The sequence below is a fragment of the Nocardiopsis sp. NPDC058789 genome (assembly GCF_042745575.1).
GTDB lineage: Bacteria > Actinomycetota > Actinomycetes > Streptosporangiales > Streptosporangiaceae > Nocardiopsis > Nocardiopsis eucommiae.
The window spans coordinates 15,669-38,945 of the sequence record NZ_JBHYOW010000010.1; the positions used below are offsets into that span (position 1 = coordinate 15,669).

The 23,277-nt window shown below is 70.7% G+C and carries 20 protein-coding genes and 1 pseudogene; 9 read left to right on the forward strand and 12 right to left on the reverse strand.

The window, feature by feature from the left end:
* The first annotated feature begins 134 nt into the window (after positions 1 to 134).
* Positions 135 to 1,850: a glyoxylate carboligase gene (gene gcl / locus ACFW3L_RS16235; RefSeq protein ID WP_378741092.1), complete on the forward strand. Its 1,716-nt coding sequence runs from the start codon at positions 135 to 137 to the stop codon at positions 1,848 to 1,850.
* A 284-nt stretch (positions 1,851 to 2,134) separates the two neighbouring features.
* Here gcl and ACFW3L_RS16240 read toward each other — a convergent pair whose 3' ends face one another.
* The 4 genes and pseudogenes from ACFW3L_RS16240 to ACFW3L_RS16255 all read right to left on the reverse strand — a co-directional run.
* Positions 2,135 to 3,397 (reverse strand): M14 family metallopeptidase, encoded by a 1,263-nt coding sequence (locus tag ACFW3L_RS16240; RefSeq protein ID WP_378741094.1) that lies wholly within the window; start codon positions 3,395 to 3,397, stop codon positions 2,135 to 2,137.
* A gap of 650 nt (positions 3,398 to 4,047) precedes the next feature.
* Entirely contained in the window at positions 4,048 to 4,530 is a 483-nt protein-coding gene (locus ACFW3L_RS16245) for a hypothetical protein (protein ID WP_378741096.1), read from the reverse strand.
* A 10-nt stretch (positions 4,531 to 4,540) separates the two neighbouring features.
* A complete protein-coding gene (locus tag ACFW3L_RS16250; RefSeq protein WP_378741557.1) occupies positions 4,541 to 5,608 on the reverse strand; it encodes a hypothetical protein in 1,068 nt (355 codons plus the stop codon).
* A 189-nt stretch (positions 5,609 to 5,797) separates the two neighbouring features.
* Positions 5,798 to 6,016: pseudogene (locus ACFW3L_RS16255) on the reverse strand (hypothetical protein); the annotation flags it as partial.
* A 246-nt stretch (positions 6,017 to 6,262) separates the two neighbouring features.
* Between ACFW3L_RS16255 and ACFW3L_RS16260 the strand changes: the two are divergent.
* The 3 genes from ACFW3L_RS16260 (at position 6,263) to leuA (ending at position 10,027) form a co-directional block, all read left to right on the forward strand.
* Positions 6,263 to 7,387, forward strand: coding sequence for a protein-L-isoaspartate(D-aspartate) O-methyltransferase (locus ACFW3L_RS16260; protein ID WP_378741099.1), 1,125 nt, complete (start codon positions 6,263 to 6,265; stop codon positions 7,385 to 7,387).
* An 11-nt stretch (positions 7,388 to 7,398) separates the two neighbouring features.
* Positions 7,399 to 7,881, forward strand: a complete 483-nt coding sequence (locus ACFW3L_RS16265; protein ID WP_378741101.1) for an ATP-binding protein — start codon at positions 7,399 to 7,401, stop codon at positions 7,879 to 7,881.
* 445 nt (positions 7,882 to 8,326) lie between these two features.
* Entirely contained in the window at positions 8,327 to 10,027 is a 1,701-nt protein-coding gene (gene leuA / locus ACFW3L_RS16270) for a 2-isopropylmalate synthase (protein WP_378741103.1), read from the forward strand.
* A 383-nt stretch (positions 10,028 to 10,410) separates the two neighbouring features.
* Here the strand turns inward: leuA and ACFW3L_RS16275 are convergent, their stop codons facing one another.
* Positions 10,411 to 11,151 carry a CAP domain-containing protein gene (locus ACFW3L_RS16275; protein ID WP_378741105.1) on the reverse strand — a complete coding sequence of 247 codons (741 nt, stop codon included), beginning with the start codon at positions 11,149 to 11,151 and terminating at the stop codon, positions 10,411 to 10,413.
* A gap of 337 nt (positions 11,152 to 11,488) precedes the next feature.
* On the opposite strand from ACFW3L_RS16275, the gene recO reads away from it, so the two are divergent.
* The 4 genes from recO to ACFW3L_RS16295 all read left to right on the forward strand — a co-directional run bounded on the left by recO (position 11,489) and on the right by ACFW3L_RS16295 (position 14,797).
* Positions 11,489 to 12,220 carry a DNA repair protein RecO gene (recO, locus tag ACFW3L_RS16280; RefSeq protein WP_378741108.1) on the forward strand — a complete coding sequence of 244 codons (732 nt, stop codon included), beginning with the start codon at positions 11,489 to 11,491 and terminating at the stop codon, positions 12,218 to 12,220.
* On the forward strand, positions 12,217 to 13,044 hold the full coding sequence (locus ACFW3L_RS16285; RefSeq protein WP_378741110.1) for an isoprenyl transferase: 828 nt from the start codon (positions 12,217 to 12,219) through the stop codon (positions 13,042 to 13,044). The genes recO and ACFW3L_RS16285 overlap by 4 nt, the downstream gene beginning before the upstream one ends.
* Positions 13,044 to 13,841, forward strand: coding sequence for an SGNH/GDSL hydrolase family protein (locus ACFW3L_RS16290; protein ID WP_378741112.1), 798 nt, complete (start codon positions 13,044 to 13,046; stop codon positions 13,839 to 13,841). The genes ACFW3L_RS16285 and ACFW3L_RS16290 overlap by 1 nt, the downstream gene beginning before the upstream one ends.
* A 119-nt stretch (positions 13,842 to 13,960) precedes the next feature.
* Entirely contained in the window at positions 13,961 to 14,797 is an 837-nt protein-coding gene (locus tag ACFW3L_RS16295) for an SGNH/GDSL hydrolase family protein (protein WP_378741114.1), read from the forward strand.
* 62 nt (positions 14,798 to 14,859) lie between these two features.
* Here ACFW3L_RS16295 and ACFW3L_RS16300 read toward each other — a convergent pair whose 3' ends face one another.
* From ACFW3L_RS16300 to ACFW3L_RS16330, 7 genes are all read right to left on the reverse strand, one after another.
* Positions 14,860 to 15,219, reverse strand: coding sequence for a hypothetical protein (locus tag ACFW3L_RS16300; protein ID WP_352388364.1), 360 nt, complete (start codon positions 15,217 to 15,219; stop codon positions 14,860 to 14,862).
* A complete protein-coding gene (locus ACFW3L_RS16305) occupies positions 15,216 to 15,443 on the reverse strand; it encodes a hypothetical protein (protein WP_352388362.1) in 228 nt (75 codons plus the stop codon). The genes ACFW3L_RS16300 and ACFW3L_RS16305 overlap by 4 nt, the downstream gene beginning before the upstream one ends.
* 65 nt (positions 15,444 to 15,508) lie before the next feature.
* Positions 15,509 to 16,474 (reverse strand): sphingomyelin phosphodiesterase, encoded by a 966-nt coding sequence (sph, locus tag ACFW3L_RS16310; protein WP_378741116.1) that lies wholly within the window; start codon positions 16,472 to 16,474, stop codon positions 15,509 to 15,511.
* Between the two features lie 173 nt (positions 16,475 to 16,647).
* Complete coding sequence (locus tag ACFW3L_RS16315) at positions 16,648 to 17,055, reverse strand: Fur family transcriptional regulator (protein ID WP_378741118.1); 408 nt, start codon at positions 17,053 to 17,055, stop codon at positions 16,648 to 16,650.
* Positions 17,052 to 17,954, reverse strand: coding sequence for a metal ABC transporter permease (locus ACFW3L_RS16320; protein WP_378741120.1), 903 nt, complete (start codon positions 17,952 to 17,954; stop codon positions 17,052 to 17,054). The genes ACFW3L_RS16315 and ACFW3L_RS16320 overlap by 4 nt, the downstream gene beginning before the upstream one ends.
* Positions 17,947 to 18,792: a metal ABC transporter ATP-binding protein gene (locus ACFW3L_RS16325; protein ID WP_378741122.1), complete on the reverse strand. Its 846-nt coding sequence runs from the start codon at positions 18,790 to 18,792 to the stop codon at positions 17,947 to 17,949. The genes ACFW3L_RS16320 and ACFW3L_RS16325 overlap by 8 nt, the downstream gene beginning before the upstream one ends.
* A gap of 67 nt (positions 18,793 to 18,859) precedes the next feature.
* Positions 18,860 to 19,231, reverse strand: a complete 372-nt coding sequence (locus ACFW3L_RS16330; protein WP_378741124.1) for a DUF6703 family protein — start codon at positions 19,229 to 19,231, stop codon at positions 18,860 to 18,862.
* Between the two features lie 337 nt (positions 19,232 to 19,568).
* On the opposite strand from ACFW3L_RS16330, the gene ACFW3L_RS16335 reads away from it, so the two are divergent.
* Positions 19,569 to 23,273, forward strand: coding sequence for a CDP-glycerol glycerophosphotransferase family protein (locus ACFW3L_RS16335; RefSeq protein WP_378741126.1), 3,705 nt, complete (start codon positions 19,569 to 19,571; stop codon positions 23,271 to 23,273).
* The last annotated feature ends 4 nt before the right edge of the window (positions 23,274 to 23,277 follow it).

Below are 23,277 nucleotides of genomic sequence, written 5' to 3' on the forward strand. Positions count from 1 at the left end.
TCCGGGTGTTGGCCCACCCGGAAGGCAGGCGGTCGCACCGCCCACCCCTGGCACTCACCCCGGATGGTCGGGGCGCCCCCACCCCGGGGCGCCCCGGCACTTCCCACCACCCCAGCACTGAAGGGTTCGCTCCCATGGCGAAAATGCCCGCGATGAACGCCGTCGTGGAGGTCCTCAAGGACGAGGGCGTCGACACCGCCTTCGGCTGCCCCGGCGCGGCGATCCTCCCCCTCTACAAAGCGATGGAGGAGGTGGGCGGCATCGAGCACCTGACCGTCCGCCACGAGGAGGGCGCCACCCACATGGCCGACGGCTGGTCGCGCACGACCGGCAGGGTCGGCGTGGCCATCGGCACCTCCGGCCCCGCCGGAACCAACATGATCACCGGCCTGTACACCGCCATCGCGGACTCCGTCCCGATCGTGTGCATCACCGGCCAGCAGCGCACCGACCTGCTGGACAAGGAGGGCTTCCAGGCGGTCGACATCGTCGAGATCGCCAAGCCCGTCACCAAGTGGGCCGTCCAGATCAAGGAGGCGGCCACCGCCCCGTGGATCTTCCGTGAGGCCTTCCGGATCGCGCAGGAGGGCCGTCCGGGCCCCGTACTCGTCGACATCCCGGTGGACGTCGCCCAGCAGCTCATCGAGTACGACCCCGAGCTGGACGCCGCGCTCAAGATCAACACGGTCGAGCCGCACCTGCCCCGGGTCGAGCGCGCCCTGGACCTGCTGCTCGCGGCCGAGCGCCCGCTCATCCTCGCCGGTGGCGGGGTGATCCTGGCCGAGGCCTCCGAGGACCTGCGCGCGCTGGCCGAGCACCTCCAGGTCCCGGTCCAGGTCACCCTCATGGGCAAGGGCTCCTTCGACGAGGACTCGCCCCTGTACTCCGGCATGACCGGCGTGCAGACCTCCCAGCGCTACGGCAACGCCTCCTTCCTGGAGTCGGACCTGGTCCTGGCCGTGGGGGCGCGCTTCGCGGACCGCCACACCGGCCAGATCGACGTCTACCGGGGCGAGCGCACGTTCATCCACGTGGACATCGAGGCCACCCAGATCGGCCGGGTCTTCGAACCCGACCTCGGCGTGGTCTCCGACGCCGGGCTGTTCCTCCGGGAGCTGCTGGCCGCCGCCAGGCGCCGCGACGCCAAGGCGAACGTCGGCGCGTGGATCGAGCGGGTCAACGAGCTCAAGACCACCCTGACCCGCCGCGAGGACTTCGACACCGTCCCCGTGAAGGCGCCCCGCGTCTACAAGGAGATCAACGAGGTCTTCGACGAGGACACCTACTTCGTCACCGCCATCGGCCTCTACCAGATCTGGGGCGGCCAGCACCAGAAGGCGTACAAGCCGCGCCACTACCAGATCTGCGGTCAGGCGGGCCCGCTCGGCTGGGAGATCCCGGCGGCCATCGGCGTCAAGAAGGCCCTCAAGCACACCGAGCCGGACGCCGAGGTGGTCGGCATCGTCGGCGACTACGGCTTCCAGTACATGGTCGAGGAACTCGCGGTCGCGGCCCAGTACAACGTGCCGTACGTGATCATCATGCTCAACAACGAGTACCTGGGCCTGATCCGCCAGGCGTCGATCCCGTTCGACATGAACTACCAGGTGGACATCCACTACGACGAGTACGGCACCGACAGCGTGAAGCTGATGGAGGCCTACGGCTGCTCCGGCCGTCGCGTCTGGGAGCCGGGGGAGATCCGGGAGTCCCTGGAGTGGGCCCGCAAGGAGGCACAGTCCACCTCCCGCCCGGTGCTGGTCGAGATCATGATCGAGCGCGAGGCCAACACTCCGCACGGTCCGGCCATCAACGCCGTCAGGGAGTTCGAGCCGCTGCCCGGCGAGTAGCTCCCAGGCCCGGCCGCTCCGGCGACCGGGCCCCACAGACCGCCACGGGGTCGGACCTGCACCCCGACCCCGTGGCACGGGCCCCCTCCGCGACCGGCAGGTGGGGGCCCGCACCAGCCCCGGGGGGTGGTGACGTTCTTCGCTGGCTCAGCGCCACCCCCCGGTTCCGCCACCGGACCCCGGGCGTTCCCGGGGTCCGGACAAGAGCGAACCCCCTCGCGCGTGCGGACCTTATCTCGGCACGCGCGAGGGGGCGTTCTGTCGCCCGGGCCCCGACCACGAGGTCAGGAGCAGTAGGCCTCCTCCTCGCCGATGATGCGATAGGGGCAGTCCGCGTAGTCGAGCAGGCGCAGCACGGCCTCCTCGTTGCGGGCGGTCTCGCGTTCGATCACCGAGGAGGGTGGGTAGAAGCCGCCGTCCTGGGGCGATTTCGGATACATCTCGTACGTGTAGTTCACGATGCCCTGGTCGGCCCAGAGCCAGTCGTTGATGGACCCGTCCGTGACGTAGAGATCGCTGGACTGCTGGGGCGTGTAGCCGTTGGCCTCGGCCATGTACTCGCCCAGGGCGCGGTGGGTGTCGTACTCCTCGCGGTTCATGCCGTCGGTGACCTCGTCGAACGTGTACCCGTACGGCCACAGGATGAGCTCACTGTAGGTGTGGAAGTCGATGGCGCTGGTGATCTGCTGCTCGCCGTCCACCACGCGACCGCGCACGAAGTCCGCGACGGCTTGGACCTCGGGGGCCGACTCGGCGGAGTCCCCCCGGTAGGTGATGCTGCTCGGGTCGCCCGAGGAGCCGTTGCAGCAGCCCCAGTTGTGGGCCCAGTTGCGGTTGAGGTCGGTGCCGATCGCGGAGGACCCCTCGTTGGGGGAGCGGTTCTTGCGCCAGTCCCGCCAGGTGTCACCCGCCATGTCGTACTCGCTGCCGTCCGGGTTGACGTTCGGCAGGATCCAGATCTCCCGGCTGTCCACCAGACCGGTCACACGCTCGTCCTCGCCGTACCCGTCGGTGAGCAGGCGCATCAGGTGGATCGCCATCTCCACGGTCAGGTGCTCGCGGGCGTGCTGGGAGTGGGTGAACAGCACCTCGGGCTGGTCCTCGTCCACGGACACGTTGTCGCTGATCTTCACCGCGACGAGGTCGCGGCCCTCGTGGGACTGCCCGTACACCTCCTGTGCGGCGATGTCGGGATGGGCCGCGACGAGGTCGTCGATGATCTCCAGCAGTTCCGGGTAGGTCGTGTAGCCCGGATCGGGGTTGGCGAAGGTCTCGGGGAGGGCGTACGGCTCGGCGGCGTAGCCGAGCTCGCCGAGCTCCGCCATGTCGTGCACCGAACCGGTCACCAGGACGGACTCCTCCCCGACGTGGTCGATGGCCACGCCGGACGCGGCTATCCGCGACCGTTCCTCGGCGGTGGTCACACCGGAGATCTCGTACAGGTCGTAGGAGGGTTCGGCGGTCGCGCCGCCCGGTGTCAGCAGCCCGAGCAGGAGGGCGCTCGCGGCGACCGGGACCAGTGTTCTTCGAACGGGGGTGAGGGACACGATGCCTCCGTAGAGCGGGGGTGAGGCTTCGGATATGTGGCGATATTGGAGATCGGGGCGCCCGGAACTGTCAATGTGGAAGGCCCCGTGCCGCAGGGGTTCGGAATCGTCTGGTTTGACGGCCTTGCCACGTGAAGCCCGCTTTTCCTGTCACGACTCACTCGCTCTCCGTGTCCGGATGTGGCCACGACGGAACCGGGTTCCGTGGACGGTGACAGTGGGGGAGAAGTGAAGGCTAGGTGGTCCGCGGCGGACGGCGCCACGGGGCGCGCCGGGATTCGGGTGGCGTGCGGTGTGGCGCGGGTGGCGTCGGTGATCAGGAGTGGCGTGAGGGGAGGGGTGTGTTCCGGCGGGAGTGACGGTCGGTCCGTGCCACGGAGCGGGGCACCGGTGGGCGCGGCGAGCGGCCCGCCGTGCCGGTGGCACGCGTCGGGTGTGTGTCGCTCCTGTGCCTGGGACCCCGCCCTCGGCCGAGTTTCGGGAAAACGCGGACACGGGCGGGTCCCGGGGGCTAGGTTGTGAGCGAGGCCGTGGAAACCCCCACGGCGCGGCCACGCCGGTCCACGGCCTGGCCATGCTCGACGGAGTCCCCGGTGTCCGTGTCGGAGACTCCTCGGTCCGGGGGAGGGATGGGGTGAGCCACGGGGTCCTCAGCCGCGCCGCACGCCGTCCGGCCAGATCACCTCGACCGGCAGCCCTCGCTGACGGGCGGTCTCCACGGCGTCCCCGGTCCCGCCGTGGCCGTCGGCCGGTTGACCGTCCCACACCGCGAAGAGTCGGTCCGCCTGGGACATCAGGGTCCGGTTCGCGGCTTCGTACGCCGCACGGCCCGCACTGCGGTGCGGCATGTAGCGGACCGAGTCGGCGCGGATGAGCAGCTCGTCGAACGAGTCCCGTTCGTGCGGCTTGACCTTGTTCTCGCGGTAGTCAGCCGAGGGAAGGACCACCTCCACGCGCCCGCCCGCCTCCAGAACCGCCGACGCGAACAGCTGGTCCGCGCCACGAGCCAGGCACGAGATCCCCACCAGCTCCCCGTCGCTGTACGGGGCGAGGGCGTCGGCCAGTGCCCCCCTCACGACCTGCGCACTGTTCCCTGTCAGGTTCGAATGTCCGGTGATACCTATCCGTGTCACAGCATCCCTTTCACGTTCGGGGCAGTGGAAGCAGGGTAAAGGAGAGCTCCTCGCGCAGCTGCGCCACGTCCGGGTCCCGGTGCAGGACGGCCGCTTCGGTGTGCCAGTCCTCGATCCGTCGCCGTACGCGCCCCGACCCGATGGCCGAACGGGATCCCAGCACACTGCGCACCGACGCGGCGGAGGCGGCGGGCTCACCGAGCACCAGGTAGGTCCGGCCCAACCCGACCTGGTCGAACGCGCGTCCCTTCTCCTGGTCGTCACCCCGTGATTCCAGGGCCCGCAGGAGGTACTCGGTCGACACCTCCGCGTACCGGCGCCTCTCCGCGGGCTCGTCCTGGAGCCGACCCAGGTCCCGGTAGCGGGCGCCGATCACCCCCGAGAGTTCCGCGCCGTTGAAGCTCCTGGCCCACAGGGGCAGGTCGTCCCCTCCCTGCGCGAACAGGTCCTCGGCCTGGTGGACGGAGCGGCGGAAGGCCGCGGCCCGGCCCATGTGCGCGTAGGACCACGCCTCCCGCGTGCGTAACAGGGAGCGGGCGACGGGTGCCAGTCCGAGGGACTCGGACTTGTCGAGGGCCAGCCGGATGAGGTCGAGCGCGTCCTCGGGACGGTGCAGGTCGAGCATCTGGCGGGCCATGTCGGCCAGGACGCCGATGCCGTAGGCCCGGTGTTCGGGCCCGGCCTGTTGCAGGGCCCGGAGCGAGATTCCGTAGTAGCGCTGCGCGGTGGCGTGGTCCCCGGAGTCGAAGGACATCGACGCCACGATCTTGGCGAGCTCCGCCATCACGGCGAAGAGCCTCGACTGCACCTGGGCGCCCTGCGGGTTCTCCACGAGTTCGGAGACCTCGGAGAGCTGGCCGATCACCGCCTTCCTCCGCGTCCCCATCCGCCACCTCTCGCGCCAGTGCCTCAGGCAGACCGTGGCGGCCTCGATCCTTTCGAGTTCCAGTTCCCCGATCGAATTCCGACCGTTCACCGGTCCCGCGGCGCGCGGCGCCAACCAGCGTTCGACCAGCTCCGTCAGGGCGGCGCCAGCGATCAATCCTCCGCCGACGGCGAAAGCGTCTCTGCGTTTCATCAGGTCCCTCAACGTGATCTCGGCGATGTCCCCCGCCGTTGTGGTGGAGGGAGAGAATTCGCCATGCTGTGGAGACAGTTCTGTCCCGGGACCCACATGATCATGCCTTTCCGGGCCATCGGCGAGTCCGAGGGCACGTCTGGCCTGGGTGGGCATCTCCAGGCCGTCCGCGACACGCAGCCACGTGTTGAGCGCGGTGACGGACCTGCGCCCCGACATGATCGCGCTCACGTGGGGCTGTGCCATGTCAACGGCTGATCCGATCACCTGTTGGCTCGCGCCGGTGTGCTGCCGAAGGAGGCCGAAGAGCCTCCCCGCGTCCCGTTCCGTGAGGGAGCGGCGGACGTCCATGCGGCTCCAGAATGGAAGTGGTGGCCTCAGTGCCGCGTGGGCCAGGTGTTTTGGCATTCATACCACCGGTGTATATCCGTTCGGGATTCCGCGAGGAAGGGTGATCGGGTTCCCATGTTCCTGTTCATCCTTACCCAGAACGAACGGCCGTGTAATGGACTCAAGACCCTGATTGGGTCCGGACCGCGGCGGATGGAGTCCGTCCACCTTGAAAACCGAGACACGGAGTCGAACGCACCAGCGAAACAGACCCTCGCGAGAAACGGCCCTCGACCCGTCGGAGCTGGTGAACGGGGGGCGTCCGTGACCTCCCACCGGAAGGACCTCGTCGGGCGGCTCCTGACACGGGGCCTGTTACCGATGGAGTGGCGGTCCTCCTTCGAGGCCCTGCCGCGTCACCTCTTCGTGCCCGATCGGTTCGAGGACTCCGAGGGAGTGCGGCTCGACCGGTACGAGGACGAGGACGGGTGGCTTCGCGGGGCCTACGCCGACTCCCAGATCCTGGAGCCGCAGGGAGAGGACCGGACGCGGCGGGTCCGTGTCGCGGTGTGCTCCCCCTCGCTGGCGGCCGAGGTCCTGGGTGCCTCCCGGGCCACACCGGGAATGCAGGTCCTGGAGGTCGGCTCCGGCAGCGGCTACTGCGCCGGGCTCCTCACGATGCGGCTCGGCGACGACGCGGTCACCACGGTGGAGTCGGGCTTCGCGCGATCCGAGCACGTCCGTGTCCGCCTGGCCTCCGCCGGGCTCGAACCGCGTGTGGTCAGCGTCGACACCGACGCGGGGTGGCCGGAGCGGGCGCCCTGCGACCGCGTGCTGGGCTTCGCGCCGGTCGATCGGATCCCCTACGCCTGGATACGCCGGTGCCAGCCCGGCGGACGGGTCCTCGTCCCGTGGGGGGACGCGTCCCTGCAACTGGCCCTGGCCGACCTGCGTGTGGGCCCGGACGGCGTGGCGAGGGGCCGGTTCTCGCCGCTGAGGGCGGGCGAGGGCCATCAGGGCGGGCTCGCGCTCTGGAACCGTCTGTCACGGAGTCTGCGGCCCGAGGCGGACCGGGCCGTTCGCGGTTCCGATCTGGGTCGCGGCGACCTCCTCGACCCCTCGGCGGTGTTCGCGGCGGGGCTCCTCCTCCCCGGGGTGGGGCGGGCCGTGCGCCACGGAGCGGGTCACACGGTGTCCCTGTGCCTCGTGGACCCGGCCACGGGTTCCTGGGCCCTCCTGCGTACGCCGGGCGAACCCAGGTTCGGGAGGTCCGAGGTCCGCCAGAAGGGTCCCCGGTTCCTGGCCGACGAGCTCGAACGGGCCCACGGTCTCTGGCGGGAGGCCGGTCGCCCGGACCCGGGCCGGTTCGGGCTGACGGTGACGCCCGACCGGCAGAGCGTGTGGATCGACGACGAGGCGTCGGTCCTGAGTGTTTCCCCATCATCCTGAGGAGAGCGGCCATGAACCGAACCAGCACCCACCCGACCGAACCCCGCACCGAGCAGCGCTGGAAGTCCCGTTGGTATCCGGGCGGCCCCCGCCACATCGGCGTGGCCCGTGGCGATCTGGCTCGGGACCTCTCCCGCTTCCCCGGTGCGGGTGGGGAGACGGAGGACGCCGTGCGGCTCTGCCTCAGCGAGATGTTCACCGGAGCCCTGACCCGGGCCTCCTGGGCCGGCAGGGGGATCGTCGTGTTCCGCAGCCTGTCCCTGCGCGGCGGAGGGGCGTCCCGGCGTGTCTTACGCCTCTCCGTGGGGGAGAGGGAGTCCGCCGAGGTGGCACCGGTCCCGCCGCTCTGGGGAGGCGTGGAGCAGGCCGAGGGGACCGGGCTGACGCTCATCGCGCACTTCGCCAGCCGGTGGGGAAGCAGACGGATCGGCACCGAGGAGGAGTGGGCGTATCTCATGTGGGCCGAGTTCGACCTCGGCGTGCCCGAGCGGTGACGCCCGCGGTGTGAGGAGGTCCGTCGGCGGTACCGGCCCTGCGGTGGCTGGGCTTACCTGCCTGTGGGGGCCTCGGGTGTTGGCCGCACCCTGGGTCCCGCCGACGGACTCCGTATGACCCCCCTAGCACTGAAGGGTTCGCCACCAGGGTAACTGCTCGCGGCTGTATCTTGAAGTCGAGGTACCTGATTTCGAGGATCGGTTGATAGCCACGGAAACCGGGCAGGGCGTCCCAGTTCAGGCAGGGTGAGTCCCACCATGTGGACGTCGGGTACCAGAATTCACGCCCCGTCTGCTAGCGTGACGATCGTTATGCTGCGCGAGCTCCTCCTTCTTAGTGGCCGCGGCGGGGATCGTTAGAAGGTCGGCCCCTCGCCGCGGGACTTCGGCTTGCCGTGTCGACCACGACATCACGCGCCACACTTTTCCCGAGGAGCCCACCGTTATGGTGCCGCAGCAGCAGACCAGCCCCATGCCGTTCCACCGCTACCAGCCGTTCCGGTCGGTGGACCTGCCCGACCGCACGTGGCCGGCCAAGAGCATCACCGAGGCGCCGCGCTGGCTGTCCACCGACCTGCGTGACGGCAACCAGGCACTGATCGAGCCCATGGACGCCACCCGCAAGCACGAGATCTTCCGGCTGCTGGTCACGATGGGCTACAAGGAGATCGAGGTCGGCTTCCCCTCCGCCAGCCAGACCGACTTCGACTTCGTCCGGTCGCTGATCGAGGACGACCTGATCCCCGACGACGTGCAGATCTCCGTCCTGACCCAGGCCCGCGAGGACCTGATCGAGCGCACCGTGCAGAGCCTGGTCGGCGCCAAGCGCGCCACCGTGCACCTGTACAACGCGACCGCTCCCACGTTCCGCCGCGTGGTCTTCCGGGTCGACCGCGAGGCCTGCAAGGACATCGCGGTCCAGGGCACCCGCCACGTGGTGCGCTTCGCCGAGCAGTACCTGGGCGACACCGAGTACTTCGGCTACCAGTACTCCCCGGAGATCTTCGTCGACACCGAGCTGGACTTCGCCCTGGAGGTCTGCGAGGCCGTCATGGACGTGTGGCGGCCCGGCCCCGGGCGCGAGATCATCCTGAACCTGCCCGCCACCGTGGAGCGCTCCACCCCCAACGTCTACGCCGACCAGATCGAGTGGATGAGCCGCAACCTGTCGCGGCGCGAGCACGTGGTCCTGTCCGTGCACCCGCACAACGACCGCGGTACCGGTGTGGCCTCCGCCGAACTGGCCGTCATGGCCGGTGCCGACCGCGTCGAGGGCTGCCTGTTCGGCCACGGCGAGCGCACCGGCAACGTCTGCCTGGTCACCCTGGGCATGAACCTGTTCAGCCAGGGCGTCGACCCGAAGATCGACTTCTCCGACATCGACGAGATCCGCCGCACGGTCGAGCACTGCACCCAGCTGCCGGTCGCGCCCCGCCACCCCTACGGCGGCGACCTGGTGTACACCGCCTTCTCCGGCTCCCACCAGGACGCCATCAAGAAGGGCTTCACCGACCTGGAGGCCCGCGCCGAGGAGGCCGGGAACGCGGTCGAGGACCACCCGTGGGACGTCCCGTACCTGCCCATCGACCCCAAGGACGTGGGCCGCAACTACGAGGCGGTCATCCGGGTCAACAGCCAGTCCGGCAAGGGCGGCGTCTCCTACATCATGCAGCGCGACCACTCGCTGGACCTGCCGCGCCGCCTGCAGATCGAGTTCTCCCAGGTCATCCAGCAGTTCACCGACGCCGAGGGCGGCGAGTTCCCCGCCGACCGGATCTGGGACATCTTCACCCAGACCTACCTGGCCGAGAACGGTCCGGTGGCGGTCCTGGCGCACCGCTCCAGCACCGCCGAGGACGGCACCTACTCGATCCAGGCCGACGCCCGCGTCAACGGTGAGATCCGCGAGCTGAGGGGCACCGGCAACGGTCCCATCTCCGCGTTCGGCGACGCGCTGGCCGACGTGGACGTCAAGGTCCGGGTCATCGACTACGTCGAGCACTCCATGGGTGAGGACGGCAACGCCCGTGCCGCTGCCTACGTGGAGGCCGAGATCGACGGCCGGGTCGTGTGGGGCGTCGGTATCCACAGCAGCATCACCACGGCCTCGCTGAAGGCCATGTGCAGCGCCATCAGCCGCGCCTGATCCACTACCGCCGGGCGCCCCGGGCACAGGGCGGCCGGCTCCCCCCTCGCACTGGGAGGACGGGGCCCGCGACACGCGTCGCGGGCCCCGTCCCGCGTGTGGGGAACCCGTGGCGGGCCCTGCGGCGGAACGCCGACATTCCCCCCTGTGCCGAGAAATCGTCCGGCGGAGCCCCAGGGTCCCCGGGCGGCCGAGCGGGACACCCGGAGAGGTCCCGGCGGCCACGCGGCGACTCGACGCCGCGCCGCTGTCCGCGGGCCTTCACGCTCTCCGCCGAACCGTTCCGGCTTCCTTCTCCTCCCCAGGGGCGTCGGCCGGAACACGCTCCCGCACACGACGACGGGCCGCGCCCCAGGGGACGCGGCCCGTCGTTTCGGGTCGGGCTACTGGTAGCCGAACTTCTGCGTCCAGGCGTTGCCGGACTCACCGACCCCGATCGCGACCAGGTCGCAGTTGAGGATGTTGGCCCGGTGCCCGGGACTGTTCATCCAGGCGTCCATGACCTGCTCCGCGCTGGTCTGACCCTTGGCGACGTTCTCCGCGCCCCAGGAGCCGTAGCCGTGCCGCTCCGCCCGGTCGCCCGGACCCTCGCCGTCGGGGTTGTCGTGGGCCATGTAGTCGCGGGCGTCCATGTCCTCGCTGTGCTCCTGAGCGGCGGAGGTCAGCTTGGAGTCCACGCGCAGGGCACCGCATCCGTTGGCGGCGCGCTCACTGTTGACCAGGGTCACCACGGCGGTGGCCTGCGGACCTCCGGTGGACGGGCCACCGCCCCCTCCGCCGCCGTTCCCACCGCCACCGTCGTCGGATCCTCCGCCTCCGCTCCCGCCGTCGTCGGGCGCCGACTCCTCGGCCTCCTCGGCGGAGGAGGACGCGGTGACCGTGGAGGTCCGCGGGCCGCCGTCCCCCTGGGGCTCGGCGGCGCTCGGCGTCGCCGTGGGCTCGTCGAAGAAGTCGTCCTCCGCGTCCGTTCCCGGGGCGTTGGCGTCGTCGCTCACCGAGCTCCCGACCCCGCCCGCGTCGGCGGCGGCCGTGCCGTCCGCCGGGCCCGTCGGGTCGCCGGTCCCGGCCAGCACCAGTGCGCCGGCCAGGGTCAGCCCCACCGGGACCGCCACCATGGCGGCCACGACCGGCACCCTCCCGCGTCGTGCCGCACGGACCGAGCGCTGTTCGCGGGCGCTCGTCCTGCGTCTGCCTCGACGACCTCGCGCCATATCGCTCTGCCTTCCGGGTTGGGGAATTCCTCGGGCACCCACCTGGGGTTACGGTCACGGTCGTCGGCGCCGCGAGGGAAGGGCGGCGGGACCGAAACCGTCAGGCCCTAGCGCGTGAGAGTAGAGCAAATGCTGAGAAAAGGGAATCCAAACCGTAATAAACCTGTTCAGGGTGGTGCGCGTCATGGCGGCCCGGGGAGGCGGACACGGTGGACCCGGTCCGGTCGGTGCCATCCGCGACAATGGGAGGGTGAGTCTCTACCGCGACGAGGGCGTCGTCCTGCGCAACCAGAAACTGGGCGAGGCCGACCGCATCGTCACCCTCCTGACCCGGCGGACCGGTCTGGTCCGCGCCGTCGGCAAGGGCGTGCGCCGGACCAAGTCGCGCTTCGGCGCCCGCCTGGAACCGTGCACCCACGTCGACCTCCAGCTGCACACCGGCCGGACCCTCGACGTCATCACCCAGGCCGAGACCGTGCGCTCCTACGGCGCCGCCGTGGTCTCCGACTACTCCCGCTACACCGCCGCCACCGCCATGCTGGAGACCGCCGAGAAGATCGTGGCGGTGGAGAAGGACCCGGCCCTGCGCCAGTTCCTCCTGCTCATCGGTGCCCTGCGTACCCTGGGGGAGGGGAGCCACGACTCCCGTCTGGTCCTGGACGCCTACCTCCTGCGCTCCCTGGCGGTGGCCGGGTACGCGCCCGCCCTCACCGAGTGCGCCCGCTGCGCGAGCCGGGGGGAGCACCGTGCGTTCGCGGTGCACGCCGGGGGTATGGTCTGCTCGGTGTGCCGTCCCCACGGTTCCACGCATCCCGCGCCCGACACGCTCCGGCTCATGTCGGCGCTGCTCGGGGGCGACTGGGACAGCGCGGACGCCAGCGACGGCAGGCAGCGCTCCGAGTGCAGCGGGCTGGTCGCGGCCTACCTACAGTGGCACCTGGAAAACGGAATCCGATCACTGCGCCATGTGGAGCGTTCTTGAGTCTGTTCAGCTTCGACAACGGTGGACGGCGCGAGCCGGACCACACCCCGCCCGTCCCGCACCCGAGCGGCGCCCGGCCCCCGGAGGTGCCGGCCGACCTGGTGCCACGGCACGTGGCCGTGGTCATGGACGGCAACGGTCGTTGGGCGAAGGAACGCGGTCTGGCGCGTACCGAGGGGCACAAGGCCGGTGAGTCCTCGCTCTTCGACGTGATCGAGGGCGCCCTGGAGATGGGGATCCCCAACCTCTCCGCCTACGCCTTCTCCACCGAGAACTGGAAGCGCTCGCCGGACGAGGTGCGCTTCCTCCTCGGCTTCAACCGCGACACGATCCGCAACCGCCGCGACGAGCTCCACGCCCGGGGCGTGCGCGTCAAGTGGGCCGGGCGCCCCGGAATGCTCTGGAAGAGCGTCATCAAGGAGCTCAAGGACGCGGAGGAGATGACCCGGGACAACACCCGGCTCACCCTCCAGTTCTGCGTGAACTACGGGGGCCAGGCCGAGATCGTCGACGCCGCCCGCGAGCTGGCCCGCCAGGCCGCCGAGGGGCGCATCTCCCCGGAGAAGATCACCGAGGACACCCTCTCCCAGCACCTGTACGCCCCGGACGTGCCTCCGGTGGACCTGTTCGTGCGCTCCTCCGGTGAGCAGCGGCTGTCCAACTTCCTCCTCTGGCAGTCCGCCTACGCCGAGTTCGTCTTCCTGGAGACGCTCTGGCCCGACTTCGACCGCCGCGACCTGTGGCGGGCCTGTGAGATCTACGTGAGCCGGGACCGTCGGTACGGCGGCGCCGTGCCCAACCCGGTCGCGGAGGGGGGAAAGTGATGGAGCGGACCGACGAAGCACTGGTCAGGCCGGGGATGTCACTCGTCTCGGTCGGGGACAGCTTCACCGAGGGAGTGGGCGACCCCCACCCGGACGGCAGCGGTGTGTTCCGTGGCTGGGCGGACCGACTGGCCGAGCACCTGGCCGACCACGTGGGCGAGATCGAGTACGCCAACCTGGCCGTGCGCGGCAAGCTCATCCGGCAGATCGTCACCGACCAGATCCCGCCCACCCTGGAGATGGCGCCGGACCTGGTCACCCTGTGCGCGGGCGGCAACGACATCCTGCGTCCGGCCGGGGACCCCGAGCGCCTGGCGAAGATCCTCGACCACACCGTGTCCCGCCTGCGCGCCCAGGGCAGCCAGGTGGTCCTGTTCACCGGCGTGAACGTCTCCTCCGGGTACATGCGCGGCACCATCGGGCCGTTCGCGCGCTACTACCTGAACGTGCGCGCGATCGCGGACCGCTACGACTGCTTCCTGGTCGACCAGTGGTCCATGGACGTCCTCACCGACCCCCGCGCCTGGGACGAGGACCGGCTGCACATGTCGCCCGAGGGCCACCGCCGCCTGGCACTGCGCGTGGCCGAGGTCCTGGGCGTGCCCACCGGGGAGCGGTGGGACGAGCCGTGGCCGGAGGCGGAACCGGTCAGCTGGACCGAGGCGCGCCGGGACGACCTGCACTGGGTGAAGGACTCCCTGGGTCCGTGGATCGGCCGCCGCCTCACGGGGAAGTCCTCGGGAGACACGGTGACCGCCAAGCGTCCCGTGCTCACCCCGCTCACCAAGGACCGCTGAGCCGCTCCTCCGACACCGTTCCGGGCACACCGCTCATGGTGTGAGCTCTGCCCCAAAACGCGACGAAACCACAACCTACTGTCGCGTAACCGTGGCTTCGAGTTGCATCATCGAACACCATGAGCGGTGTGCCGACCGGATCTCCCGGTGACCTGAAAAGCAAGGACATCCTGTCCTACGTCGCCCTCGGGGACAGCTTCACCGAGGGCATGAGCGACCCCTACCCGGACAGCGACAGCGTGCCCCACGGCCGCTACCGGGGCTGGGCCGACCGCGTGGCCGAACACCTGGCGGACCACGTGCCCGAGGTCCGCTACGCCAACCTCGCCATCCGGGGACGCCTGATCGCGCAGATCCGCGACGAACAGGTGCCGCGCGCGGTCGAGATGAAGCCCGACCTCGTCACCCTGTGCGCGGGCGGCAACGACATCATCCGGCCCGGCAGTGACCCGGACCAGGTCGTGGCCATCTTCGAGTCGATGGTGGCCGACCTGCGCGCCACCGGCGCCCGGGTGGTCATCTTCACCGGCTTCGACACCAACTGGCAGCCGGTCATGCGCCACCTGCGCGGCAAGATCGCCACCTACAACATGCACATGCGCGCCGTCGCGGACCGGTACGGGTGCGACGTCGTCGACGTGTGGAGCATGAAGGTGTTCTCGGACGCCCAGGCCTGGAACTGGGACCGCCTCCACCTGTCCTCCGAGGGGCACCGCAGGCTCGCCCTGCGGGTGTGCGAGGTCCTGGGCCTCCCGGTGGACTCCGACTGGGACGAGCCCTTCCCGGCGCCGGAGCCGCGCGACTGGCGCACGGCGCGCCAGGAGGACCTGCACTGGGCCCGGGAGTTCCTGGTGCCGTGGATCCACCGGCGCCTGACCGGCCGTTCCTCGGGTGACGGGGTCGACGCCAAGCGGCCCACCCTGGAACGCTGCGACCGGTCCCGGGACGGTCGCTGACCCCCGGGGCACGCTGACCGCGAGGCCCCGCCGCACGGAGCGGCGGGGCCTCGCGCGTGGACTCAGGTGGCCGTGACCAGGTTCTGGGCGGCGGCCATGTTCACCCGGCTCGGCTGGTCGTCGACCGGCCAGTTCGGGGTGGCGCCGCCCGCCGCGTGGATCGCGGTGCGGATCAGGTCCAGGGCCCGGCGCAGCACCCGCGGTGGATCGCCCTCGTCCAGGACCAGGATCTCCACGGTGACGGTCCGTTCCAGGGCGTCGGTGCTCACGGTGGAGTCGGTGAAGTCGGGGTTGTGCCGTTCGAGTTCGAGCAGCTCCCGCATCACGGTCTCCCCGTGCGCGTGGACCATCTCCGGGGTGCTCGCGGGGTCGGTGCCGAGCCGGAACTGAAGGGACAACTGGGTGGCGGTCCGCACGCTCACACGTCCTCCTGCTGTTCGGGCGGGCACACTCGTCTCACGAAGCGTACGGTCTGGGTCCAGTAGTTCGGGTTGGAGGGCGACAGGTGGACCTGTCGCTGGTGGGCTCCGCAGGGGCACTTGATCGTGTAGTAGGTGGGCGGGTCCTCGATTCGCCACCCGAGCTCCGCGATCAGCCGGAGCGCCTCCTCGCCCTCCTTCTTCGGATGCTTGGTCCAGTGGCCCAACGGCGTTCCTTCCCAGGTTCCCCCAGGGGACGGGGGTCTGTCGAGGGTGCTTCTCCCGCCGGGGGTCAGGGGCGCGGGGTGGAACCGAACACCGGGTAGTGGTCCGAGTAGTCGTCGTAGGTGTGGGAACGGCCCCAGGAGCGTACAGTCCAGGGTTCGCTCTTCACCGCGCGGGTCTCGTTCACGTAGGACGTCGGGGCGGCGCCGTTGCGGATCGGCAGGACGTGGTCCAGTTGCTGACCGTCCCAGCCGGAGTAGTCGTGGGCGGCGATCGAGTTGCCCGCGGGGTCCCAGGAGGGCACGTCGCCGGTGTACTCCGGGGCCACGGCGTCCAGCCGGTCGACGGCCCGTTCCCACTCGGCGCCGCCGCCCACGATGTTCAGGTCACCGGCGAGGTAGATCCGCTCGTCGTCGGGGATGTCCTTGGAGTCCAGCAGCGCGACGATCTGGTCGAGCTGGCTCTCCCGGACGCGCGCGTCCTCGCCGGACCGGCAGGCGCCGTCCTCGGACTGCATGTGTGTGCCCACCACGTGCAGGCGACCGTCCGGGGTGTCCAGCTCCACGTAGGCGAAGCCCTTGTTGGAGAACCAGTCGGCCCCGCAGGCGCGGGAGAAGACGTGCTGTTCGGCGCGGACGACCGGCCAGACGCTGTGCACGCTGACGCCGCCGTTGGTGACGGTCTCGTTCCGGAAACCGGTGGTGTGGTCCCACCCGGCCTGGGAACGGCCCACGACGGGGGTGCCGTGCGGGTACTCCTCGGCCAGCCCCGTGCGTAGGCGGTCGGCGCTGGAGTTCTCGAAGAGCTCCTGGAGCACCACCACGTCCTGGCCGGAGAGGAGACCGTCCTCGACGGTCAGGTCGGCGCGGACGTCCTGCCCCCAGTTGGGGTAGAGGGCCTTGGGGAGGAGGAAGGCGTTGTGGGTGACGATGCGGGGGTCGGCCCGGCCCTCCTGGGCCGAGGCGGGGCTGGCGGGCAGGAGCGGGGAGATCAGCAGCGCGGTCAGCAGCGCGGCCGTGGTTCGTCTGTACACGAAGGCACAGCCTGGCCGAGGCACGACACGACTTGGCTACCAGTCGGTAACCACCGGGTGGAGACCGTGTGCACTGTGCGCTCCGTCCCTCCCGCGCCCCCGGGCGGTCCGTGAGCGGGCCGACACACGACGAGGGCCCCGCGCGATCGCGCGGGGCCCTCGGGCGTCGTCGGTCAGACCTGCTGTGCGCTGCCCTGTTGGGCCAGACGCCGCGAGCAGGTGCCGCAGGTGCCGAACACCTCGACCGTGTGCGTCACCCCGGTGAAGCCGTGCTTGGCCCCCACCTCGGCGGCCCACCGCTCCACGGTGGGACCCTCGATCTCCACTGCGGTGGAGCAGGTACGGCACACCAGGTGGTGGTGGTGGCTCTCGGTGTCGCACGCACGGTAGACGGCCTCGCCGTCGTCGGTGCGCAGGACGTCGACCTCACCCGAGTCACTCAGGGCCTGGAGGGCCCGGTACACGGTGGTCAGGCCGATCTTGGAACCGTCGGCTCGCAGGTCCGCGTACAGGTCCTGCGCGCTGCGGAAACCGGAGGACTCGGTCAGTGCCTGACGGACGGCCTCGCGACGTGTGCTCATGGTGTCACCCTCCCCCGATCTGTCTGGGGCATCGTATCCGCCGGACCCTCCGCCACGGGATGCAGGGGTGCCGGTGTCCGCCGCCTGGTCACGCGGCGCATGACCCCGCCGACCAACACGGCGAGGCAGAAGACGGCGAGGGCGAGCAGCACGATCGTGGCCCCCGGCGCGAGGTCGGAGTAGAAGGCCGTGGTCAGCCCGCCGAGCGAGGAGACCAGCCCGATCAGCACCGCCAACCCCATCGTCACCCGGAAGCTGCGGCTCAGCTGCTGCGCGGCGGCGACCGGGACGATCATCAACGCGCTCACCATCAGCACACCCACCACGCGCATCGCGATCACCACGGTCAGCGCCGCGGTCACCGCCAGCAGGATGCTCAGGAAGCGCACCGGCAACCCGTGGGCCCTGGCGACCTCCTCGTCCTGGCACAGCACGAACAGCTCCCGGCCGAAGACGGCCAGCACCGCGAGCACGCCCACCGCGAGCACGCCCACGATCCAGATGTCCTGCTCGCCCACGGTGCTGACCGAACCGAACAGGTACGAGGTGAGCGTGGCGTTGCTCGCCCCCGGGGTCAGCCCGATGAGCAGCACGCCGCCCGCGATGCCTCCGTAGAACAGCAGCGCCAGCGCCACGTCGCCGCTGGTGCGCGTGCGCACCCGGACCATCTCCATCAGGATGGCGCCCAGCGTGGCCACGACCGCCGCCGTGAGCACCGGTGAGGTGCTCGTGAGCAGGCCCAGGGCCACACCGGTCAGGGCCACGTGACCGATCCCGTCGCCCAGCAGGGCGAGCCGCCGCTGGACCAGGAAGGTGCCGATGACCGGGGTGACCAGGCCGACCAGCACCGCGGCGAGCAGCGCGCGCCGCATGAACTCGTACTGGAGCAGCTCAGTCACGGCGGGGTACCTCCAGGCGGACCATCTCCGAGGGCGCGGTGGCGTGCGCGGGGTCGGGATCGTTGGGGTCGGGGTGCGGATGCTGGTGCTCGTGCCCGGGGCGCGCGCACTCGCCGGTGGCCTCGGGCGGCGGGCCGTCGTGCACGATCCGGCCGTGCTCCAGCACGACCGCGCGCTCGATGACCTCCTCCAGCGGGCCCAGCTCGTGCAGCACCAGGACCACGGTGCTGCCCTGGTCACGCAGGTGGGTGATGGCGCGGGCCAGGGCGCGCTGGTTCTCCGCGTCCACCCCGGCCATGGGCTCGTCCATCACGAAGGTGTCCGGGCGTCCGGCCAGCGCGCGGGCGATCAGCACCCGTTGCTGCTGGCCGCCCGAGAGCTCGCGCACGGCGTCGCCGGCGCGGTCGGACAGGTCCACGGTGGCGAGGGCGTCGTCGACGGCGGCGCGGTCGGCCCGCGTGGGCAGGGAGAGGCGGCGGCGCCGGGCGACCTGCCCGGAGGCGACGATCTCGCGCACGGTGGCGGGCACGGCTCCCCCGGCGGTGAGCCGCTGGGGGACGTAGCCGATCCGCCGCCAGTCCCGGAACCGGCGCAGCGGCGTCCCGTGGAGGAGGATCCGTCCGGAGGTGAGGGGCACGATGCCGAGCATCGCGCGCATCAGCGTGGACTTGCCCGAACCGTTGGGTCCGAGAACGGCCATGGTCTGACCCGCGGGGACGTCGAGGCTCACGCCGTCGAGGACGGTGACGCCGTCGTAGGCGGCGTGCGCGTCGACGGCCTGGAAGGCGGGCGGGGTGTCGGGGCTCGGAGCCCCGTCCTCCGTGAACTGGGCAGACACTGCTTCATTATCACGAAAACGAAAATGATTGTCAAAACTGGCAAGGGAGGCGGGAGTCCTCCTGTCCTCAGAAGCCCAGCACCCTCGCCACAGCCAACACCAGCACCACCACGATCATCAGGACCCGGGGCACCCGCTGCTGCCGCTGGAGCGAGGGCCAGGTCAGGAAGGCCAACCAACCGAAGACCGCCGCCACCAGCAACAGGCACGGGGCACCCAGCCAACCCGGGGCCATCAGCCCCGCGAGGAACAGCGCCCCCAACACCACCGGCGGGAGCCACCCCGGCCGCTGGTGCAGCCACACCAGCGGTACCGCGCTCCTCCGCTCCACCTCGCCGCGCAACCTCCCCGCGCCCGGGGTGAACAGGGAGTCACCCGGGGGGAGGGGCCGCCCGTAGGAGGGCCGTCGCTGTTCGTCCTCGTGCTCGGGAGAGGCCATCGCCGCCTGTTCCTCTTCGCTGTGTCCCGGTTTCCGCGACGTCCTCGCACCCCCGCCCGGACGCCTCGGGGGTGGTCGGTGTGCGCACCGTGTCCCGGGGCCTGTGATAATCCTGGATCAGACCCTAGTGCAGGGCCCTGGCACAGCGCCGGGCACAGGCGCGGCGAACGCCGCGCATCTCCCCTCGTACCCGCACCCCCGACTGTTCCGGGTTCGACACGAGACGGGTCGTGAACCGTCTACATTCAGTTACTGGCCGTCTGTTCCATGCGGACCGTCCGCACCACGGTGCCCGCACGTCGTGTAGAGACGAACCCTCCGGAGGGTGTCAACTTCCGTGCCCGAACCCACAGTCGTCGTGACGTTCGACGTCACCGAACCACACTTGCAGAACTGCCTCGACTCGCTGGCCCGTCAACGTGACGAGAGCCAGACCGGGGCGGCGGCGCGCGAGGGCGCCGCACAGCCGGACGTCGAGGTCGTCCTCGCGCCGGTCCGAACCACCAACGGCGACGCCGGACCGACACCGGCCGACCCCGGGACCACCGACCCGGACACGAACGGGGACGACGAGGCGACCGCCGCCGACGCCTCCGACGAGTCCGTCCCGGAGGAGAACGACCAGGGGGACGAGGCCGTCGAGTCCGCGCGCGAGGACGGGCTGGCCACCGCCACCGCCTTCGCGGCCACACCGCCCGCCGGACTGCGCGTCACCCTCCTCACCGGAGAACCGGCCCCGGACCACGCCAGGGCACGCTCCCGGGGGGCCGCCGCCGCCACCGGCAGCCACCTGCTCTTCCTCACCGGCTCCGACGCGCTGACCGCCTACGCGCTCGCCCACCTGGCCCAGAGCGCGGCCGACACCCGCTCCGACCTGGTCATCGGCAACGTCCACCAGTTCAACGAACTCGGCGCCGCGCCCTCCAAGGCCCACCGCAAGTTCGGCCGCCAGCGGCTCGCCGAGGACCCCAGGGCGGTCCCCGGCCTGATCGCGGACGCCACCCTGGGCAACCGCCTCTGGCGCCGGGAGTTCTGGGACTCCCTGCCCGACCACGCCGTGGCCAGGGAGGACACCGACCTCGCCATCGGCCGCGCGACCCTGCTCGCCCAGGCAGTCGACGTCCTGCCCGCCCCCGTGCTGCTGATGCGCGAACGCGAGAAGAAGGTCACACCCCTGGAGAGCGCGGCACTCACGCGTCGCGTCACCACCATGCGCGAACTCGGCGCCGACCTCACCACCGCCGACCGCGAACTGTGGGACCGCATCCGCCTCCAGGGCGAGCTCCACCGCCTCCTCCTGCGGCTCGACGACGCGGACCAGGAGGTCCGCGAGACCGTCCTCGACCTGCTCAACACCTACCTCGACCACGTCCCGGACAGCCTCCTGCGCGGCCTCAACGTGCTGGACCGCCTCCTGTACCACCTGGTGCGCAAGCGGCGCCTGGACGACGTGCTGGAGGTCGCCACCTTCGCCAAGAGCGTCGAGATCAAGAAGGCCACGGTCGTCCGGCAGGGGCTCGGCTACTACGTCCGCTACCCCTTCTTCGAGGCGAAGGACCCGGCCAAGGCGGTCCCCAAGGAGATCTACCGCCTCGAGGACGAGATCAAGGTCCGGCAGAAGACCGAGGACATCCACTGGGAGGACGGTCGACTGCACGTCAGCGGGCGGATCGGTATCCGGAACCTGCGGGCCCGCAAGCGCTGGCAGCAGCACGTGGTCGCCTTCGTGGTCAACACCGCCACCAAGCGCCGCGTCCGTGTCCCCGTGCGGACCCGTCTGGCCGCCGAGTACCGGCTGCCCGACCTCCCCGACTCCGCCCGCCACGACTACGGCGGCTTCACCGTCGTCGTGGACCCGCGCCGTCTGCGCGGCTCCGGCGGCTGGGAGCCCGGCGAGTGGAAGATCGAGCTGGTGGTGTTCAACCGCAGCCTGGCCCGCCGCCGCATCGTCTCCAGCCCGGTCCCCGGCCCGCCCGAGCGGCCCGGGTACCAGAGCGTCGGCGACGACGTGTGGGTACGCCCGCACTGGAACCGGGACCGGCACCTGGTCATCGCCGTCGAACCCGCGCGCGCCCAGGTCACCGAGCACCACTTCGACGTCCGCACCGCCGAACTCACCCTGGGCGGCGAACTGCTGTCCGCGCCCGCCGCCGAGGCCACCGAGCTCCGGCTGGTGCGCCGTCCCGGCACGGCGCGGCTCAGCTACCCGGTCACCATCCAGAGCGGCCGCTTCGAGGCCAGGGTGCGGGCCGAGGAGCTCTTCGCCCGCAGCCTCAGCGAGTGCGGAGGCGTGATCCGCCAGGAGGAGTGGGACGCCCACCTGGTCACCGCCGACCAGCGCACCGTCCCCCTGGTCCTGCCCGACGAGGTCCGCACCACCGCCTACGACTCCGAGGGCGCGCAGCAGCAGCTGGCGGTGCAGCGCACCTTCACCGGACACCTCAAACTGCGCGCCGGCCGGGCCCACCCCTGGGTGGACCGGGCGGAGTGGCAGGAGCGGGTCCTGGTCCTCGGCGGCGAGTTCTCCCCGGGCAACGAACTGAGCGTGGTGGCCAAGGCACGCGGCCGTGACGAGGAGCACCAGCTCACCGTGGAGCGGTCCGGGAACCGGTTCACCGCCCGGTTCGACCCCTCCCGCATCGCCACCCTGTCCGGCGAGCTGTCCCTGTCCACCGGCTCCTACCAACTGTGGGCGCGGGTCAGCGAGGAGGCCACAGGAGAGGGCGACGAGTCCTCCAGCGTGGACGTGGGCGTGGAGTTCACCGACGCGCTCATCCACGACCTGCCCATCGAGACGGAGAGCCCCGAGCGCTCCTACACGCTCTCCTACCAGGGGCGCGGCATCCCCGTGCTCCAGGTCGGCACCGACCTGCGCCCCGCCGAACGCGGCGCCTTCGCCCAGCGCGAGCTCCGCGAGACCTTCTACCCGGCCCAGCGCGCGGAACCGGTCACCGAGGGCATCCTCTTCGACACCTACACCGGGCGCCAGTACTCGGACAGCCCGCAGAGCCTCTACGCCGAGCTGCGCAAGCGCGACCAGTGGGCCGACTACCCGATGTCCTGGCTGGTCGCGGACGGACAGGTCCGTCTGCCCGACGGCCTCACCCCGGTCCGGCACAAGGGCGAGGAGTACTTCCGGGAACTGGCCCGCAGCCGGTACCTGGTCAGCAACTCCCGGCAGCCCGCCTGGTTCCACCGCCACCCGGACCAGGTGGTCGTGCAGACCTGGCACGGGTCCATGCTCAAGCGCATCGGCTTCGACGTGGAGAACATCCGGGGCAAGTCGCGCGACTACTTCGACAAGCTCGCGTGGGAGACCCGGCAGTGGGACTACCTGGTCTCCCCGAGCCCTTGGGCCACGCCGATCCTGCGCAGCGCCTTCCGCTTCGAGGGCGAGGTCCTGGAGACCGGCTACCCGCGCAACGACATCTTCTTCTCACCGGAACGCGAGGCCATCGCGGAGCGCACCCGGCGCCTGCTCGGCCTGCCCGAGGGCAAGAAGGTGGTCCTCTACGCGCCCACCTGGCGGGACGACAAGTACTACACGCGCGGCAAGCACAAGCTGGACCTGCACCTGGACCTGCGCCGCATGTACGAGAAGCTCGGTGACGACCACGTGCTGCTGGTGCGCCGCCACCCCCGCGTGGTGGACAGCGTCCCGATCGTGGGGGAGGGCTTCGTCCACGACGTGTCCCTGTACCCGGAGATCATGGAGCTCTTCCTGATCACCGACGTGCTGATCACGGACTACTCGTCGATGATGTTCGACTTCGCCAACACGGGCCGTCCCATGCTCTTCTTCACCTACGACCTGGAGAGCTACCGGGACAACCTGCGCGGGTTCTACTTCGACTTCGAGGAGACCGCGCCCGGACCGCTGCTGACCCGCTCCGACGACGTCATCGAGTCCCTGCTGGACATCGACGAGGTCGCCGGGCGCAGCGCCGCCTCCTACCGGTCGTTCGTGGACCAGTTCTGCCCCCTGGACGACGGCCACGCCTCCGCCAGGGTCGTGGACCGCGTCTTCGGCAAGGAACGGTGACCGG

Coding starts and splice junctions, on each gene's coding strand:
- gcl (WP_378741092.1), top strand. CDS start 135: ATGGCGAAAATGCCCGCGATGAACGCCGTCGTGGAGGTCCTCAAGGAC.
- ACFW3L_RS16250 (WP_378741557.1), bottom strand. CDS start 5,608: ATGAAACGCAGAGACGCTTTCGCCGTCGGCGGAGGATTGATCGCTGGC.
- ACFW3L_RS16265 (WP_378741101.1), top strand. CDS start 7,399: ATGAACCGAACCAGCACCCACCCGACCGAACCCCGCACCGAGCAGCGC.
- leuA (WP_378741103.1), top strand. CDS start 8,327: ATGGTGCCGCAGCAGCAGACCAGCCCCATGCCGTTCCACCGCTACCAG.
- ACFW3L_RS16290 (WP_378741112.1), top strand. CDS start 13,044: ATGGAGCGGACCGACGAAGCACTGGTCAGGCCGGGGATGTCACTCGTC.
- ACFW3L_RS16295 (WP_378741114.1), top strand. CDS start 13,961: ATGAGCGGTGTGCCGACCGGATCTCCCGGTGACCTGAAAAGCAAGGAC.
- ACFW3L_RS16315 (WP_378741118.1), bottom strand. CDS start 17,055: ATGAGCACACGTCGCGAGGCCGTCCGTCAGGCACTGACCGAGTCCTCC.
- ACFW3L_RS16330 (WP_378741124.1), bottom strand. CDS start 19,231: ATGGCCTCTCCCGAGCACGAGGACGAACAGCGACGGCCCTCCTACGGG.